The following is a 16,948-nucleotide window of genomic DNA, read 5'->3' as shown; positions in this document are numbered from 1 at the left end:
GGCGGCGACCGGAGAACGCCACCACCCGCACACAGTCGGACAACGCTTCGTCAATGGTGTCGAAGTGCCTGATGCGCTCGACGAGATCCCGCGTATCGTGCGCGATCTGTTCGAGGCGATTCGGCTCGTACCGACACGGACGAATCAGGCGCAGGTCCCAGACGCCCATATTCTTCATAGCGCGCACGACGGCGCCGATGTTGATCGGATCTTGCGATTCGTACAGCACGACCGTGACGGCCGTCAAGAGAGAGTCAGACATCCAGGCCAGTCGAAAGCGGTTTCAAATCCACCACGCGGGCGGCGTCGTGGAGCTGGTGAAGAATAGCGCCATGGCGTCAGCGCAGCGTCGTCTCGGCAGCGTCTCATGACATTTTCAGGCGAACAAAGCGATTGGTTGGGCGGCGATCGCCCATGAGGTAGCCAAATCCGCCGCCGCCGCTGAGGACGAGCTGTCCGCGCCGACGTTCCCGATCCGGCGGACGTTCATTGATCACCAACTCGAAGAACAGCGCGCCGTCGGCGTCCAACGGCAACGTGGCGCGGTCCCAGCGCAGACGCATGGCCCACCCCTCCGGCATCTCCCGCCACGAGGCCTGCACCGATTCCACGGAACCCGCGATACGAATCGCCGTCCCCAGCGCTCGCAAGGCAGGATCGGCGCTGGGAACGTGAAGCGCCGCGGCATGCCATCCGCGCGCCGGCGAGGCCGGCACATCGGCTCGTGCCATGTACCACTGGAGTCCGTCGGCATTGACGTACGGCACCTCATTGTCCAGTCGCCCCAACAGATCCGGCACCCCCGTGGTTACCGACCCGGTACGGGCAAGCACGTCGACAACCAGCCAGTCCGCGGTCGCACACAGTTGCACCGATGCCGACGGCCGTCCGACGTCCGACCACGAGGATTCCGTTTGGACATAGTGCGCCTCGCCAAGTTCAATGCGGTGCGCGCCGTCGATGCGCGTGCCGGCCAATTGGTCGTCGGGGAGCTCCGCCACCAACGGCACTACGATGTCGCAGCGAGCCGTCACCGGGGCGATGTCGCCCTTGCCATCGGGCGTCGGAGGTGGTCGAAATCCGCCAAGGTGGTATGCCCGACGCGAAGGCCCATCGTCCGACGCGATGTGCCAGCCGGCCTCGTCACGCCCATGCGCTTCGGTCACGCCGTCGCGCGTGACAACAGCCACGCACGGCGTTGTGTCCGGTGTCAGGTGGACCGACAACACGCGGCCCTCCGGCCACCGTTCGGACGGCCAGCTCCATATTCCGATGACGCGACCGTGTGCACCGTATCCATAAATCCAGTGACGGTCAGTCATTCCGTGCCACGGTGCCGCGGGCACAAGTGAACGCATCAGATAGGCGGACTCTCTGGTCGAAATACACGATCCGTGAACCACGTACCACGCCTGCGCGCAGTCGCCGCGCACAGACTCGGTCGATGTCGCCCGAAGCGCGTCACCACGACGATCCGGATCCGCGTAGCTCGCATACGGCCGCAGCACCAACGGCTCGTTCAACGGTTGCATTACGAGCTGGCCCAGGAACACCTCGACCGCGTCGTGGCGAACGTCGGACGGCGTGGCCGATGCAAATCGTTCGTCGAGGGGGGCCACCAGATCCGCGCGTCCGGCGATGGGCAATTCGAAGGAATGCGGCTCGTCCGACGTCCACTCCACCACGTCCACCAGATATCCGTCGGCCACGACGATGGTGCGATCTACCTGCACACCGTCCGCGATGCCATCCACACGCTTCATCATCCACGCGACGTCGCCCTGATCCTCGAACGCCAGCAACTGCGCCGACACCGGCCGTTGCGACGAGCGATCGAAAAGCGGCGCGGCATGCGCCAATGTGCTGCGATACCAGTGCAACTCGGCCTCCACATAGCTGCCAGTGCCCGGATCGTCGAGCCACCGCGCGGGGCCGGTTTGCAGTGTCAGCGCCAACTGATCGGGGTGACCGTGCCCGCCACCCAGTTGGCCACCCTCGAGCGCCACATACACACGGCCCGCGTCACGACGAATCACCGCGAGTCCTTGTGCCGGCAGGCACACGCTTTCCACCGGCATCGTCAGGTTGGGTGGAGGTGGGCCGTCGGCCATCAGCAGCGCCCGCCACGACAAGTCCGCCCGCGTCAGCGCCGATGCGGGGGTGTTCCGCTCAGCGTCGGCCGTGGACCGCCATCGACCCGTCTCGCGGCGCGTGCACGTTCCGTCATACAGGCGCGATAACACACCCGCCAATCGGCGGTCATGCGTGTGTGCCCAGCCCAGTTCGCACCATTCAGCAGTGCGCCACTGGCGGATGCTGCTGGCGTACTGGGAATCGCGGCGCGATGGGAAGGTGTCATCGGGAAGCACACCGGCGAACGGCGCCACGAAACCCGCCGAAAACCGTTCGTTGAGTGCGTCGGACATCGGTTCATCGAGCACACGCATGAGTTGCACGCCATACCACAGGCCGCGATGCGCAAACAGGTGGTAGTTCTCACCTTCATACCACGAGCCCGCGTCATCGAGCCCATTGGCAATCTGCCAGCGCACCCCGCCTTCGCGGTCCAGACGACGTCGCACGTCATCGGCGCGGTCCAGCAGGCACCACGCCGAACCGATGGCGACTTCGTTCCACACCTGACGGTTGGAGCCGCCTTCGTGGTAACTGGCAATCAACGAGGCACTCGGCGCCAGCAAGCGATCGCGCATTGCCGCGCCGTCACCGGCGGTCCACTGATCGGTTCGCCCTTCCAGCAGCGAAAGCGCGTGGCAGAGGTTGATCAGCCAAATCGACTCGAGATATGTGCTGAAAAACGGTCGAGTCGGTCCCAGCACGTTATCGCGGTTGGGCCAGCTATCGTAACGTTCGTAGTAGGTGCGCAGTATGCGCGCGGCCAGCGTCGCATGGCGCACGTCCCCGCGCAAGACAAACAATGATGCGGCGTGCACTGCACGCTCGGCCGTCCACAGCTGCGCACCCATCGCCCACCAGTCATCATGGATCCGCCCCTGATATGCACTGTTGCACATTGCACACCAATGGTCGTGCGGCATCCACGGATCAAAATCAAGAAACACCCCGTGGGACGGACACCGGCCGCCGTACCGCGTCAGCCGCGCCTTGTGCCCGGGAATCGGCAGCGGCGCATCGATGAGCGGCTCGAGGTCCTGTTGCAGACTGTCCGCGAGTACCGCAAAGGGTGCGTGCTCGGCCGCAACGTCGGACCGCACCAGCGCGCGCCGAGCGTCGAGATCAAACGGCAGCAGACGCACGCCTGGCGTCTTCACCGGCGTGTCCAGCGCGCAATGGTGACCAATTCTCCGCGCAAGTCCATGGTCACTGCTGCAGTCGTCTGGAGAGACCTTGCACCCCGCGCGCATGGTACAACCAGACGACCGGCGCTTCCTCCGACAGCATCGCATCGACCGCCGCCCACTGTTCACGTGCACTGGTGACGGACGCGCCGCGAGCCAGCTGCAGCGCCCGATCGAGGGCAGGTTCATGAAATCCCGTGTAGTCCATTGCCCCTCCCCGTTGCGTGGACGAAAAGAGCGCCACCAATTGCCCGAGACCGATATCCGCAGGTATTCCGGTCAACGCCACATCGTACATCTTCTGCGGCGCGCGCACCGTACTCAGGAATGTGGTCAGCTCGGCCACTCGGATCTTGAGCGCAATGCCGCGGGCGGCGAGATCGGCTTGCAGCAGTTGTTCGATGGCCATGTCACCGCTGCCCACCGTCAACAGTTCCACACGCAGAGGCGTGCCGTCTCGCTCGCGCGCGCCTCGTGCCCCGCGTCGCCAGCCGGCCGCCTCCAGGAGCGAATCAGCGCGCGAGGTGTCGAGTGGCGGCGGTGCGCTGCCAGACATCGGCAAGCCGGGAGGAATCGCACTCCCGCTGGGCGTGGCGTAACCCGCCACAGCCGCCTGAACGAGCCGGCGGCGATCGATGGCAAGCGAAACCGCCAGGCGCACCCGACGATCATCGAACGGTGAACGCGTCGTATTGAATGCCAGCACGTTGCTGAACAAAGCGGGCGGTGTCACCAATGTCAGCATTGGATCGTTGCGCACGAGATGCGCCATCGTGGGCGAGATACCGGCAATATCCAGATCCCCGCTCACCAACCCGGCAAATTTCGTCGCCGCTTCATCCACCACGGCAACGACAATCCCGGACAGGAGGGGCGGGCCGCCCATCGCGACCGGAAACCGGTCGTTTCGCACAAAGCGCCAGCGGCGTCCCGCCGCCCGATCGACAAAGCGAAATGGACCGTTGCCAACGGGTGTCACGGAGAATGCGGCACGACGCCACGAGGTGCGTGGGACTGTATCGAGCAGGTGACGGGGCACCAACGGCAGTTCGGCCAGCACATTGGGCAAACGCCACTGCGACACGTTGGAAATGCAAGTGGATCACACTGTCGGAGACGACGTGCGTGGAGTCGAGGACCGACAAGTCTCCAGCGCGGGGGGAGCCGACCAACGGGTCGCGCGCCGCATCAAACGTGAAGCGCACATCATTGGCCGTGGTCGGCACGCCGTCATGCCAGGTCAGGTCGCCGACGAGTCGCACGGTGAGCACCCGATGTGGCACGTCCCACTCCCACGCACGGGCGTAATACGGGATCGGCTGAAAGACGGAATCGAAGCGCACCAACGTCACAAAGAGCGCATGCCGCTGGATCTGCCGGGTCAGCGAGTGCACGGTCAGCAGCGGATTGCCGGATTCCAGGTCGGTGCCGGACGCCATGACCACGGTATCGGTCGCCCGCGGTGGGACGCCGCAGCTGGCGACCACCGACAGGGTCCACGGGAGTGCCACGCGCAGGAGGCGCAGGGCTCGTGACCCCAAACCGGACGTCCTCTCTACCCAAGGCCGAGGCCCGCTATGGGTTGACGTGTGGGATTCCGCCCGCATCATCCTCGCGTGCGCCGCTTCGTCATTCGCTTCCTCGATGCCTTCGTGCTGCTCTGGCTGGTCACGAGCCTCACCTTTGCGCTGATTCATCTGGCGCCGGGTGATCCGGCGACGCTGCTGGTGGCACCAACGGCCACGGCCGACGACATCGCACGGGAGCGTGCGCGCATCGGCCTCGACGCGTCGATGCCCGCGCAATATGTGCAATGGATGGGCGCCGTGCTGCGCGGTGACCTGGGAATGAGTCTCTCCACGGCTCGACCGGTCAGCGCGGTAATCGCCGAGGCACTGCCACTGTCCTTGGCATTGGGCGGCCTCTCTCTGCTCTTCAGTTTCGCGATCGGCGTGATGATCGGCGGGTGGCAGGCCCTCCGCGCCGGCCCTCGGGGGGACACGACCGTCACGGTGCTCAGTACCGTTCTCTACGGCGCGCCCAGTTTCTGGCTGGCATTGGCGCTGGTGGTGCTGGCCACATCCGGCGCGTCCGCTGTCGGCGTGCCGCTCTGGTTGCGATTGCCGGCCTTTGGCGTGGAATCGCCGGCTGGACTGGCCGAGGGCTTCGAGCGCTGGCGCGACGTCGCGCGTCACGCGGTGTTGCCGCTGACGGTGCTGGTCCTTCCGGGAGCTGCCGGCGTCGCGCGGTATGCGCGTCACGCGATGCTCGAGGCATCGCGCGCACCGCAGGTCATGGCTGCCGCGGCGCGTGGCCTTTCCCGGGCGCGCATTGAACGACGGTATGTCCTTCGCACCGCACTGACACCCCTCGTCGTGTTGTTCGGTCTGACCCTTCCCGGCGTGATTGCTGGTTCGGTGTTCGTCGAACAGGTATTCGCCTGGCCGGGACTCGGCCGGACCTTGCTGACGGCGAGCTTGGCCTCACCCTGATCTACGCGACGACGGCGGTGATTGCGGCCAATCTTGTGGCCGATCTGATCCTGCTTCGCCTCGATCCGCGGCAACGATCAGTACGCGACGCGGCCGAATCACCATGAGGCGCACCATGTCGTCCCATCGCGATCCGACCGACCGATCCGTACGGCGTGACCCGCGCTTCCGCGTGGGCGTCAGCCTGCTCATCGTCCTCGGCGTTGCAGCGCTTGTGGCGGCTGGTTCGCAACGCGCGTGATCCAAACGCCATCACCGACGTGCTGGCGCGTCGATTGACGCCGCCGTTGTCGCGCGATGGACTGGGTCAGTGGCACCTCCTTGGCACCGACGCCTTCGGCCGCGATGTCACCGTACGTCTCTGGCTCGCGGCCCGCATTTCGTTGAGTGTCGGTGTCATCGGGTCCTTGCTGGCCGGCGCCATCGGCGTGCTGTTGGGGGCGATCGCGGCGTGGCATCGGGGACTCACGGAGCGGGTGATCCTGGCATTTGGCGACGCACTGCTTGCGGTGCCGGCTGGTGTTGCTGCTGGTGACTGCCGCTCTCTGGGGACCCGGTCTTGGCGTCGTGGTGTCGGTGCTCGCGTTGACCGGGTGGATGTCTGTCATCATGCGGCTGGTGCGAGCCGAAGTGTTGCGAGTTCGCGTGCTGCCGTACGCGGAAGGGGCCTTCGGCGCTTGGCGTCCGGTCAAACCGAGTGCTCTGGCGTCACGTGCTGCCCAATTCGCTGGGTAGTACGGTGGTGGCGATCACCCTTGGGGTGGGCAACGCGATCCTGCTGGAGAGCGGGCTGTCTTTTCTCGGACTTGGCATCCAACCGCCGGCGCCGAGTTGGGGGAACATGATCGCGGGAGGACGAGAATGGCTGCTCGTTGCCCCATGGATCGCGCTGGCCCCCGGACTGCTGCTGATCGTCACGGTCGTGTCGTGCACACTGATCGGTGATGCCTGTCAGGGGGCGCGTGGATCGTCATCGGCGCGTTGAACAGACACTCAGTAGTCGCGCTGCACCTCAAGCGTCACCACCTCGCGCGATCGCGCGTCGAAACGGTATGCACCGCGCGACGCGTCCAATCGCCCATTGGCGTTCCATCCATTCGACAGCGTCGGAACCGCCACGCCGCGTTGCCGGGCAATGTCCATACCCCACACCCCGCGCGCGACGCGGCGTTCGTGGCACGCAGAATCAGTGATTCCCCGCTGGTGCTAAGGCACACTGCGGACGCCACCAATCCGTCACCGGCAAGGTGTCGGTCCTGCGAGCACCCGTGGTCCCGGCGAGGTCACGCCAGCTCTCGCCAACCAGTGGCAACAGCACCGTCTCCGCCGTCTCCTCGACATCATCCAGTGTCGCATCAGTCCATGGGCCATGGAGCAGCAATCCGACCCGCGCGGCAAAGCGACCTGACATTGCGCAGCGGGAATCGCACTGGGCCATCCCGCATCACCTAGCCGCTCCGGCAATTCGGCGCGCGAGAGTTCACCGATGGCGCGCACCAGCGTCACAACCAATCGATGACCGCCCGGGTCGCCCTCGCACAATCCGTCGGAGATCAGCGTCACGCCCCCGATCGTCGTCCTGCGCCGACAGCCATCGGTGCAGCGGCATGGTGACGCCGGCATCTCAAACGGGAGCGCATCGGGGACTGCCGCCGTGCTGGTACGCAACCGGCCGGAAGGCGCGTCCGCCGTGACGCGCGCGGCACCGGGACGTCGGTGCGCCACACCAGTTGGAGTCGATGATTGCGCCGGATTCCATCCGCGCACGTCGCACCGCACGTGCGAGGCACCGGCGTCGAGGATGATCTCCGTCGAGACGCGCACCTGCTCTCGCGGCCATGGCGCCGAGCCAGTGCAGTAGCACGCTGGCGCGCGCGGACCTTGGACCCCGAGGCGCACGGTGTGAAGCCGCAGCAACTCCGGGGACCCGCGGAGCGATGGCGTGTAGCTGTCACCAAGGTCGACCGTTGTCTCCAGCCCCAGCACGTCGTCGAGACGTCGAGCGCCACTGGCAATGGACACCCCTGCGACGACGCCATGATCCGCAGTCGGCCATTGTCCAGTTCAACACCGTCCGCGGGCGTTTCGCGCACCACCACCGGTGCAGGCGTCACCGGCAGCGCATCGTCGGTGGGTCCACGGACACGCACCGAATGCCGGGACGACTCGGCATCCATGCCACCAGTTGCACGCGCACAAGATCAGTGTCCGGGTGGTGCTGCGGCGACTCACGACGTGCGTGCGTCACGTGTTCACGCAGTCGCTGCACGGCAGTTGCCAGCAGTGGCCTGCGGTGCCCGTCCGGGATGACGACCGGCGGTGCGCCAGCGCTGCCCGGACCCACGGACACATCGCCCAGCGTCTCCGGTGACACGCAATTCCGCCATGCCGCCGCGCGCGCGCGCCCCGGTTTCGCACAACGGTCGAGGGGTGACACGGCGACTGGACCGTCGTGCGGCGACTCGATCGTGCGCGAGCGCGCAGGCCAGCGCCGCGTCGCGCAGTTCCAGTGCGGCGTCGGCCACCGCACGTTGGCGCGTGGCCACCGCTGCGGCGACCGCATCAATCGAACATCCGCACAGCGTGTCGTGCGGATGCGTGCGCAACAACATCTCCTGTGGTGTGCGCCACGAGCGCCGGGAGTTGTGCCAGCGTCAGTGATCCATCGGCCGAGACGAAATGCGCCGTGACCGGCGTTCAGCCAGGCCAGCCGTCCATGGTTCCACGTCCCGCACCAGCGCACGTTCCAGTTGGCGCGTTGCGGGCGCTTGCGATGCGCCCGAGTGGCCAGCGTGCCCCTGTAGTGTCCAGGTATAGCCGTAGCTGTCGCGCAGTTCCCCGCACCACGGGCAGCACCCCTCCATGCTCCTCGTACCGGATCGCGGCCTGAACGAGTTCGTCCGACGCGCGCGTGCGAGCCCGTTTCGCTCGACCGTGCACCGTCCCTCCTCAGCCGCACCCCGTGCAACTGGGCAATCGCCTGCGAAAGGTGGGGAGACCGGGCATGGTGATCGGCACCGGTGAGCAGCAACGACACGTCGGTCTGATTTCGCGGCCGCATGGTCGATGCCACGTGACGCCAGCGTTCCGCGACCGCGTCCGGCGCGGTGGGGTGAGTGCGCTGCCGAACTCTCGCATCCATCGGGCGGGAGATGTTACAGCAGCACTCGGCTGCTGTCGGGGCCGACCCGACCATGCCGTGTCCACCGCTGGGTGCGATCGACCACCGGATCCTCGCCACACAATGGCCGTGACGAAACCAAAGCCCTGCGCACTGGCGGGCAGCGCCGAAGGATGGCCAAACGTATCCGGGCAATAGGCGACGCGCGGCGCCGTCGCGTTCAGGCGGGCCAGCACCGCTCGTCCTGCCTCAAGATTGCGGATGACCGCTTCGGCGGGAGGGGATGAGGTTGTCGGCAAACACACCCACGGACCCGTTTCCAGCGCCCGGACATCAGCGCGCGTGCGACATCGCCCGACCGCTCCGGCTTCACGGCGAGATAGTCCGCGAGCACAATCGTCTGGCCATCCAGCAGGAATGGCGCAGCGGAGTCGGGCTGACCATCGAGCAGCGCGTCGATCAACGCCACCAGCCGCGCCTGGAACCGTTCGGCCGAATGATACCATTCGCGATCCCAGTGCGTGTGCGCCACCACGTGCACGGACCAAGGGCGCTCGGTGCCGCTGGCATCGACCACAGTCGTGCGTTCGGGGGCGGTGGCGTCTCGTGCACTGGCACTTCAAGGTTACCGCAGTTGACCCCGCAGCGTGACCCGTCGACCTTTCTGTCTGCTTCCCGCGGATGCCCAGGGGATCCCAGGTCGATCGGGGGCCGAACACCTGCCACCCGCGCCTTTCAAACCTCACCTCGTGCGGCTGCTCTCAGAGTTCTTCAACCGTCTTCGTGATTTGCCCGCGCTGGTCCAGTGGGCCGGCTACGTCGGACTGACCATCATCATCTTCAGCAGAGACGGGCCTGCTGGTCGGGTTCTTCCTCCCCGGCGATTCACTCCCCTGGTGACGGCGGGCCTGCGCATCGCAGGCCGATTTCGGCCTGAACGTGTGGCTGCTGGGTGCTATCTTGAATGTTGCCGCCATTTAATGGGCAACTCCGTGGGTACCAGATCGGCAAGCCGCCGGTCCCCCATCTTCACGCGCGCGAGGACAGCCTGCTGTTCAACAAGGCGCATCTGCTGCGCGCATGCGTTCTACGAGAAACACGGTGGCAAGACCATTATCATGGCGCAGTTCGCGCCGATCGTGCGCACCTTCGTCCCGGTCGTGGCGGTAGGCGAAATGTCCTACCGCTCTTTCGTGACCTACAATGTGATTGGCGCCATCGCCTGGATCTGAGCGCATGCTGCTTACCAGTTTTCCTGCTCGGACGATTCCTTCCGGGGGTGGCGCGGCACATCGAGAAAGTGATTCCAGGTCGTCATCTTTCTCTCGATTCTGCCTAGGGTATCGTCAGTTGGTTTCGCGAACGCGCCAAGAAGTCTGCCCGATAGTCATTTCTGTAACGCCGCACGACTCACCTTCAATCATTGAGAGCCCATACCATGGCCCCACACGCTTCCGTCCCTGCCCCTACGCCCCCGAGGCGCTCGAGCCGCACATCGACCTGCAGACCATGCAGATCCACCACGGCAAGCACCACCAGGCGTATGTCAAGCACTCCAACCGAACGCGGCGATCGACAAGGCCCCCGAGCTCGCCGGCTGGTCACTTGATGATCTCTGCCGCAAGATCACCGAGGTTCCAGAAGCGGTGCGAACGGCCGTGCGCAACAACGGCGGCGGACACTGGAATCACTCGTTGTTCTGGCAGTTGATGGCGCCGAACGCCGGGGGCGAGCCCACCGGAGCGGTGGCGGACGCGATTACCACAAACCGTTTGGTTCATTCGCCACGTTCAAGGAGCAGTTCCGGCGGCCGGCATCGGGTGTTTCCGGATCAGGGTGGGCCTGGTTGGTTTCCACCAACGGTGCCCTGTCCATCATGAGCACGCCCAATCAGGACAATCCGCTCATGGACGGCAAGCACGCGATCCTCGGCGTGGACGTGTGGAGCATGCGTACAACCTCAGAAGTACCAGAATCGTCGCGCCGATTACCTTGGGGGGCATTCTGGAACGTGGCTTGAACTGGGCGGAAGTCGCCAAACGCTACGACGCCGAAGTAGGGCGCGACGACGCGATGATGTGCCGGGGGGCCCGGCGAAATGCCGGGCCCGCGGGTTATCCCGTCACGACGGGACGCTACCATGAGCGCCGATGGCGCCAATTGCAGAATCGCGCTGATGCCGAACACGATGAGCGCCACCACGATGCCGGTGCCCTTCGACACGCGCGCCACGACGGCCACACCAATCGCGGTGAGCGCCAACTGCCATAGGCGGAACACGTCCAGATTCCCGAGCAGGGCCAAGTACCGCCGGTGGCATGGTCATCGGATCGACGAATCGCGCCGGACTCAGCGACAAGTCCATCAGGCTTTGCGGACGCGCCGTCGGCCAGGATGGCCTGCACGGGCATCACCGACCCAGGACAGGAGGCGTGGCACGCCGCCCAAGACGGCGACGGTCGCAGCCTGCGCATACGTCAGTGGGGCCTTCATTAGCTTGGCACCAATCCGGGATCAGGATCGCATTGAGATACGGTCCGATCAGCGTCACCAACGGCGCCAAGAAGCAAGCACGATACTCCAGCCGTCGACGCACGGATACCGGACGTCATCGCTTCCGGCATCGGTCGGCCCTTCGCGGCGGCCATCTTGATAGTCAGATCGGCCTGCGCATCGAACCACGGCTGCAACAGGTTCTTCGTCGCCACGACCACAATGGCCGCGACAATTGCGGTCACGAGCGCATACTTGCCCGCCTTGATCGCCCGCGTTCGATCAAAACACCTTCGACGGCGCATGAGCACCTCGATCGGATCCTCGAACATGCCACCCTGTTTCGGTGCCGCAAGGGACCCCTCTGGACTCGTCGTCACCACTGCCTCCGTTGGAATGTCTGCTACCGCGCCGCTTCGCCTTCCAGGTACGTGTACCCTTCAGCCCGGCGACGTAATCCGCGATGAAAGCGTTCGCCTCCTCGCGTGACAACGACGATGTCGCGTTCACCTTACGCCGGAACGTCGCCAGGAGTTGCGACGCGCCGAACTGCGCGCAGCTCAGAACCTCGGTCACCATCGCCTTCTACAAGGTCGGTAATCTCGTAGCTGCCTTGATCGTTGAGACAGACATGCACGGCGTTGGTGTCGCCAAACAGGTTGTGCAGATCGCCCAGGATCTCCTGGTACAGCCCCGTCAGGAAGATGCCAAGGATATAGTCCTCGCCATCCCGGAACTCATGCAGCTCAAGGCTGGGGCGACCTTCTTGTCGCCGCACGAATCGGTCGATCTTGCCATCGAGTCGCAGGTGACGTCCTGCAACGTGCCGCGACGCAGCGGCTCTTCGGTCAAGCCGGTGGATGGGCATGATGGGAACAGCTGATCGATGGCCCAACTGTCCGGCAGCGACTGGAACAGCGAGAAGTTGCAGAAGTAGCGGTCAACCAGCACCGCCTCCAGTTCCGGCAACACATCCTCAAAGGTGTCCGCATCGGCGGCGCAAATGCGGTAGATCGCGTTCATCGTCGCCAGCCACGACTTCCGGCCTTGGCCAGTCCACGCAAATCCAGCACGCCACTGTTGAAGTACTGGCGCGCGCGATCCTTGTCAACGATGCGTCATGGAAACACCTCGAGCACCTTGCGTGGCTTGGCGCCGCGCTCGGTGATGGTGCGCCAGTCCTCGAACATCTCGTGCAACAGCGAGTGATCGTCGTCGGTCAGTGGCGGTATCGGTTGTTCGACCAGCGACTCGACATCAATGACCTTCACCAGCAGCAGCGCGTGGTGCGCCGTCAACGCCCGACCGGACTCGCTGATAATGTGCGGCATCGGCAGTTCGGCGTCGCGACACGCTTCCGCGATCGTGTAAATCACATCGTTCGCGTACTCCCGGAGTGAGTAGTTGACGCTCGCGTTGTTCGTGGAGTTCGTGTTGTCGTAGTCGATCCCCGAGGCCGCCGCCCACATCCACGTGAGTGATATCCACGCCCAAACGGCGCATTTCGAGGTAGAATCTCGCCACTTTGCAGTCCCGACTTGATGAAACGAATGTCGGTGATCGGCTGCCCAGATGGAAGTGGACGAGCTTCGAGGATGTCGAGACGGCCTTCCGCCTGCAGCCGACCGGTGAGCTTGATCAACTCGGCCGAAACTGAGACCGAACTTGCTCTTCTCGCTGCCACTCTGGGCCCACCGTCCTGCGCCTTCGCTGGCCAGCTTGATGCGCACGCCGCACACGGGTGTGACATCCAGGTCGGCGGCGACCCCAGCACATCGGAGTTCGCTGAACTGCTCCAGCACGATGAACACGCGGTGGCCAAGCTTCTGGCCCATGAGGGCCAGCGCATGAACTCGCGATCCTTGTAACCGTTGGAGACAATGAGATGCTCGGTGGTTTCCGACAGTCCCAGCACGGCTCTGCGATTCCGGCTCGGACCCGCACTCGAATGCCACGCCATGCGTCTTGCCGAACTTGACGATCTCCTCCACCACGTGCCGCTGCTGGTTCACCTTAATCGGATAACCGGGCGGGCACCCGGCAGGCTTACCGATCGCCGCAGCAGGCCGCCCAAAGCCCAGGACCGATCCTTCCTCGCGTCGGCTGCCACCAGCGAGCGGCGCGCACGGAGATGTTGCGGTTCGGCCAGCCGAGAGAACGGCAACGTCTGCAGGATTACACGACCTGGCCCCGTCCGCTGCACGAAAGAACAACCCTTCGCCACCGAACAGTGCGGTCTTGATCCCGGGCGCGCGCCGGATGTCGACGTCCGTCGGCTGAAACGCGACTGGCAGCCGGTATCGACGCGAGCTTCTCGCCGGCGGCCAGATCGATGGCGTGCAACGTGCCCGACGCATGCAGGGAACGCGAGTCCGTCGCCCTGCAGTTTCTGCAGGATGAACCCTTCGCCTCCAAAGAATCCGGCTCCGATCTTGCGTGAAGGCCACCGTGATGTCGATGCCGCGCGCGCGCAGGGAAAGCAGTCCTTCTGCGCCATCACCGTGCCGCCCCAGTCGCCTAGTTCAGCGGAACGATCTTGCCCGATAGGGCGCGGCAAACGCCACGTCTGGTCGCCGCGCGCCACTGTTCCCGAACAATGTGACAAAAACGAATCGCCCGACAGGACGCGCTTGCCCGCGCCGATCAGCTTGTCGAACATCGACCCGCTCTTGGCGTTCGGGTCGAGCGTGGTGGCCATCGTGATGCCTTCGTGCACGAACATCATGCCGCCGGCTTCGGCGTACACCGCCTCGCCAGGCTCAGCGTGATGATCACCGCCTGCAGGTCATCGCCAATGATCATCTGGTAGTCGATCTCGTCCGCCGCCATCAGTTGCCTCCGGGTCCGCCCACGTTCGTGGTGCCCGTGGCGGAGTGGTCGTTGGCTCACCTGATCCCGGCCTCTCTCCAGGAACGGAATGCCGCGCACCATCCATGACGCGGGGAGCCCCTGAAGTTTCGTCGCCAAAGAACTCCTGCATCTTCTTTGTCGATGTCCTTCTGGTTGGCGCGCTTGGTCGGGTTGTGGTCATCACCATTGTACGTCACCAGCACGCCTCCTTCTGCAGGCGACGCATCCCCACGTAGAACTCGATTCCCTGATACCAAGGCACCGCGCCATCGTTGTCGTTGGCCATGAACAGCACGGGGGTTGTCACGCGATCCGTGCGGAACAGGGGCGAGTTCTCGACAAACCGCTCGGGAACTCCCCATGGGACCCGCCAATGCGACTCTGCGTGTGCTCGTACTGGAACGCGCGCTGCGCCCTGACCCCTGCAACGAATGCCGCTGTAGGCGCTGGTCATGTTCACATGGTCGCGCCGGGCACGGCTGCCGCGAAACACGTTCGTCACGGTAACTGATACGCCGACTGATAGCCGCCCCACGACTGGCTTCCGTGATGCCAGCCGCGCTTCGATCGACGAAGCTCTTTGGCTAATCAGCGCCTGCACGCCCGGAAATGATGGCTTTCGCCGCGCTCAGACCGCCCCGGCCGTCGGTGTAGATGATATCCGGTTCGAAACACGAGGTAGCCGGGCGCGCGTTGTAGACTTGCGTGGACCACCACATTGCGTCCTGTCGGCGCCATACAGGCCGTGTGCGCAGTCCGTCGGTGAGCTTTTCGTAGAAGTAGACCACCATCGGCCACTGCTTCACGCCATCGAAATTCTCCGGTTTGAAGCAGCAACCCGGGGCGCGCAGCGGAAATTACATCGCTGTTGAGCCACGACACCAGTTCCACTGTGCCTCGGGGATACTGGGTGACTCCTGCGGATTGGCGTTTGAGATCTCTGCTGACGTGCCGGTCAGCGAACCGCCTGTCTCAGGTCCGGGAATTCCGATACGCGGACTGCGTGATCAGATACTGCTCAGCGTTCCGCGCCTTCTGCGGGTTGCTGAAATTCCGATCCGCCATAACGATGCGCTCCGGTTTGCTGTCCACGCCAGCAGATCCTGATAGAAGCCTGAGGCCTTCGTCAACGAATCCACGGCGCGCAGCAGTATTTTCGGCCTGCCGGATCGAGGAATCGATCCTCCTCGATCCCAGCTGATCACTCGAAATACCACAGCCCGTCGACCTCGCCATCGGTGGAGTTTCGCCGCGACCATGCCGGACGGATCGAGTGGGCACACATCGAATCGATCGTACACCAGCACCCGGCTTGTCGCCGGTGGGTCCATCCGCCCAACCCATATGGCGGCGGAATGTCGGGGAATCGAATCTCGTCCTGAAACTTCACGCCTGAGATGGCCGCGTGCGGTCAGATTGACCTTCCTGCCGGTGGGCCGGGGCGTACGCGTACCACTCGCCCGTCATCAAACCACGTGACGTAACTCCCGCCGGGCGACAGTTGTGCCCGACCACGCAGCTTCTTCGTGGGTTAATTGTGCGTCTTGGTAATGGTCATCGGATCGATCAGGTACACATCGGCACCTCGCCTACCCCAGAACTGCGGAACATGGGGGGGTCGACGCTGTTCACGCAGAGCGCGCGCTTCGCATCATCGCGCTGAAGCGTGACCTGCAACGAATCGTTCGTCAATCGCGTCCACCTGCTGGTCGACAGGCAGTAGATTTGGCGAGGTACGGGCGATTGCGATCGCGCGCCGCGTCAAGCTCGTGTTGCGGCTGGATCTTGGTGTCCCGCCAGTGCCACAGATCGTAGATGGCCTCGCTCGGCCAGCGAGTCGGTCGGAATGGAGTCCATCGGCACATTCGCCAAAGCGCGCGAACAGCACGGCATTGCCTTCTTCGCGCGTGAAATCCACCCGACCACGCTCGGCACTTAACACTCCTCCGGCGCTTCCGTCCCGGCAACAATCCTGCTATGCCGCAATCGGGGCTGGTTTGCCCTTTGGTCAGCACCAACGACGCGTGGATATTACCGAGAATCCTGGGGCGAGACGGGCTGTCGCCCACGTCGGACAGAAACACCACCTGTTCGCCTTTGCGATCGAACGCGAAACCACGATACGAGGCGCGTCCGGCGAGCAGCGTTTTGCACCGCGCCACCGGTGAGTAGGCGGATTTGACAGGCGCCATCTCCTGCCGTCGCGCGTGGTTTCGGCATAGCCCAACCACTTCGTTCTCGTCAAAAGTGTAGTTGGTCACCTCATCGATGCGCACCTCGGTGCCGGTGGTGTTGCTCGCGCAACACGAGTGTCGGGCCGGTCTCCTGCCGAGGCGTGGCGGGACGTGCAGCCGCTGTCACGGACCGCCTGGTCCCGTCGCCGGCGCGGCAATTGTTCTGCCCCGGTCAGCTGCGCCGGTGTCTTCCAAGAGATAGGCGAGATAGCGACCGCCATTTCGCGCCAGACGATACGAGCGTACCGCAGGTACGCGGGTCACGATCCCATCGGCGACCGCTCGACGATCCCCATGCCGTTGCGGTGGGGCGGCGCTGCTGAGCGCCCTGATGGGACCGGTGCGCGTTCGACGTCGGTGCGCGACGCATACGCGGTGAACACCAAGGGGCGGCTGTCGGTCCTGACCAGGGCGGCGGCGGAAAACTGCGCGGCGAAATCG

General features: G+C 64.7%; 18 protein-coding genes and 2 pseudogenes. 5 read left to right on the top strand and 15 right to left on the bottom strand.

The features are described 5' to 3' along the window. The 4 genes from IPP90_20995 to IPP90_20980 all read right to left on the bottom strand — a co-directional run. Positions 1-262: RNA methyltransferase (locus IPP90_20995; GenBank protein MBL0173117.1), on the bottom strand; the 262-nt coding region annotated here is incomplete at its 3' end. 103 nt (positions 263-365) lie between these two features. Further along, complete coding sequence (locus IPP90_20990) at positions 366-3,290, bottom strand: heparinase II/III family protein (protein MBL0173116.1); 2,925 nt, start codon at positions 3,288-3,290, stop codon at positions 366-368. A 49-nt stretch (positions 3,291-3,339) separates the two neighbouring features. Further along, a complete protein-coding gene (locus IPP90_20985) occupies positions 3,340-4,203 on the bottom strand; it encodes an ABC transporter substrate-binding protein (protein MBL0173115.1) in 864 nt (287 codons plus the stop codon). Continuing rightward, the gene (locus tag IPP90_20980) at positions 4,154-4,858 is read right to left on the bottom strand and encodes a hypothetical protein (GenBank protein ID MBL0173114.1); all 705 of its coding nucleotides are present in this window, start codon (positions 4,856-4,858) and stop codon (positions 4,154-4,156) included. The genes IPP90_20985 and IPP90_20980 overlap by 50 nt, the downstream gene beginning before the upstream one ends. Positions 4,859-4,933: 75 nt before the next feature. Between IPP90_20980 and IPP90_20975 the strand changes: the two genes are divergently transcribed. Both IPP90_20975 and IPP90_20970 read left to right on the top strand, forming a co-directional pair. Then, entirely contained in the window at positions 4,934-5,809 is an 876-nt protein-coding gene (locus IPP90_20975; GenBank protein ID MBL0173113.1) for an ABC transporter permease, read from the top strand. A 697-nt stretch (positions 5,810-6,506) separates the two neighbouring features. Then, positions 6,507-6,794 carry an ABC transporter permease subunit gene (locus tag IPP90_20970; GenBank protein MBL0173112.1) on the top strand — a complete coding sequence of 96 codons (288 nt, stop codon included), beginning with the start codon at positions 6,507-6,509 and terminating at the stop codon, positions 6,792-6,794. An 8-nt stretch (positions 6,795-6,802) separates the two neighbouring features. Here the strand turns inward: IPP90_20970 and IPP90_20965 are convergent, their stop codons facing one another. The 5 genes from IPP90_20965 to IPP90_20945 all read right to left on the bottom strand — a co-directional run bounded on the left by IPP90_20965 (position 6,803) and on the right by IPP90_20945 (position 9,507). Continuing rightward, entirely contained in the window at positions 6,803-6,952 is a 150-nt protein-coding gene (locus IPP90_20965) for a hypothetical protein (GenBank protein ID MBL0173111.1), read from the bottom strand. A 93-nt stretch (positions 6,953-7,045) separates the two neighbouring features. Continuing rightward, positions 7,046-7,831, bottom strand: coding sequence for a hypothetical protein (locus tag IPP90_20960; GenBank protein ID MBL0173110.1), 786 nt, complete (start codon positions 7,829-7,831; stop codon positions 7,046-7,048). Positions 7,832-8,061: 230 nt separating this feature from the next. Continuing rightward, entirely contained in the window at positions 8,062-8,415 is a 354-nt protein-coding gene (locus tag IPP90_20955; GenBank protein ID MBL0173109.1) for a hypothetical protein, read from the bottom strand. Between the two features lie 343 nt (positions 8,416-8,758). Continuing rightward, complete coding sequence (locus tag IPP90_20950; protein MBL0173108.1) at positions 8,759-9,229, bottom strand: hypothetical protein; 471 nt, start codon at positions 9,227-9,229, stop codon at positions 8,759-8,761. Beyond that, positions 9,151-9,507 carry a hypothetical protein gene (locus IPP90_20945; GenBank protein ID MBL0173107.1) on the bottom strand — a complete coding sequence of 119 codons (357 nt, stop codon included), beginning with the start codon at positions 9,505-9,507 and terminating at the stop codon, positions 9,151-9,153. The genes IPP90_20950 and IPP90_20945 overlap by 79 nt, the downstream gene beginning before the upstream one ends. Before the next feature lie 172 nt (positions 9,508-9,679). Between IPP90_20945 and IPP90_20940 the strand changes: the two genes are divergently transcribed. Both IPP90_20940 and IPP90_20935 read left to right on the top strand, forming a co-directional pair. Continuing rightward, positions 9,680-10,162, top strand: coding sequence for a hypothetical protein (locus tag IPP90_20940; GenBank protein MBL0173106.1), 483 nt, complete (start codon positions 9,680-9,682; stop codon positions 10,160-10,162). 277 nt (positions 10,163-10,439) lie between these two features. Beyond that, positions 10,440-11,201, top strand: a pseudogene (locus tag IPP90_20935) (superoxide dismutase). Positions 11,202-11,422: 221 nt separating this feature from the next. Here IPP90_20935 and IPP90_20930 read toward each other — a convergent pair. Then, positions 11,423-11,803, bottom strand: a complete 381-nt coding sequence (locus IPP90_20930) for a hypothetical protein (GenBank protein ID MBL0173105.1) — start codon at positions 11,801-11,803, stop codon at positions 11,423-11,425. Beyond that, a complete protein-coding gene (locus IPP90_20925) occupies positions 11,706-12,002 on the bottom strand; it encodes a hypothetical protein (GenBank protein MBL0173104.1) in 297 nt (98 codons plus the stop codon). The genes IPP90_20930 and IPP90_20925 overlap by 98 nt, the downstream gene beginning before the upstream one ends. Here IPP90_20925 and IPP90_20920 point away from each other — a divergent pair. Then, positions 11,887-12,306: a hypothetical protein gene (locus IPP90_20920; GenBank protein MBL0173103.1), complete on the top strand. Its 420-nt coding sequence runs from the start codon at positions 11,887-11,889 to the stop codon at positions 12,304-12,306. The two genes, IPP90_20925 and IPP90_20920, sit on opposite strands and share 116 nt — an antisense overlap. A 235-nt stretch (positions 12,307-12,541) precedes the next feature. Here the strand turns inward: IPP90_20920 and IPP90_20915 are convergent, their stop codons facing one another. From IPP90_20915 to IPP90_20900, 4 genes and pseudogenes are all read right to left on the bottom strand, one after another. Continuing rightward, positions 12,542-13,435 carry a hypothetical protein gene (locus IPP90_20915; GenBank protein ID MBL0173102.1) on the bottom strand — a complete coding sequence of 298 codons (894 nt, stop codon included), beginning with the start codon at positions 13,433-13,435 and terminating at the stop codon, positions 12,542-12,544. After that, a pseudogene (locus tag IPP90_20910) lies at positions 13,432-14,184 on the bottom strand (AIM24 family protein). Before IPP90_20910 ends, IPP90_20915 begins: the two are co-directional and overlap by 4 nt. A gap of 282 nt (positions 14,185-14,466) precedes the next feature. After that, positions 14,467-14,775 (bottom strand): hypothetical protein, encoded by a 309-nt coding sequence (locus tag IPP90_20905; GenBank protein MBL0173101.1) that lies wholly within the window; start codon positions 14,773-14,775, stop codon positions 14,467-14,469. An 82-nt stretch (positions 14,776-14,857) separates the two neighbouring features. Next, positions 14,858-15,079, bottom strand: coding sequence for a hypothetical protein (locus IPP90_20900; protein ID MBL0173100.1), 222 nt, complete (start codon positions 15,077-15,079; stop codon positions 14,858-14,860). Between the last annotated feature and the right edge of the window lie 1,869 nt (positions 15,080-16,948).

The sequence above is a fragment of the Gemmatimonadaceae bacterium genome, assembly GCA_016720905.1.
GTDB lineage: Bacteria > Gemmatimonadota > Gemmatimonadetes > Gemmatimonadales > Gemmatimonadaceae > Gemmatimonas.
Note: the sequence above shows the minus strand (reverse complement) of the source record. Positions and strands in the feature narration are given on the sequence as shown.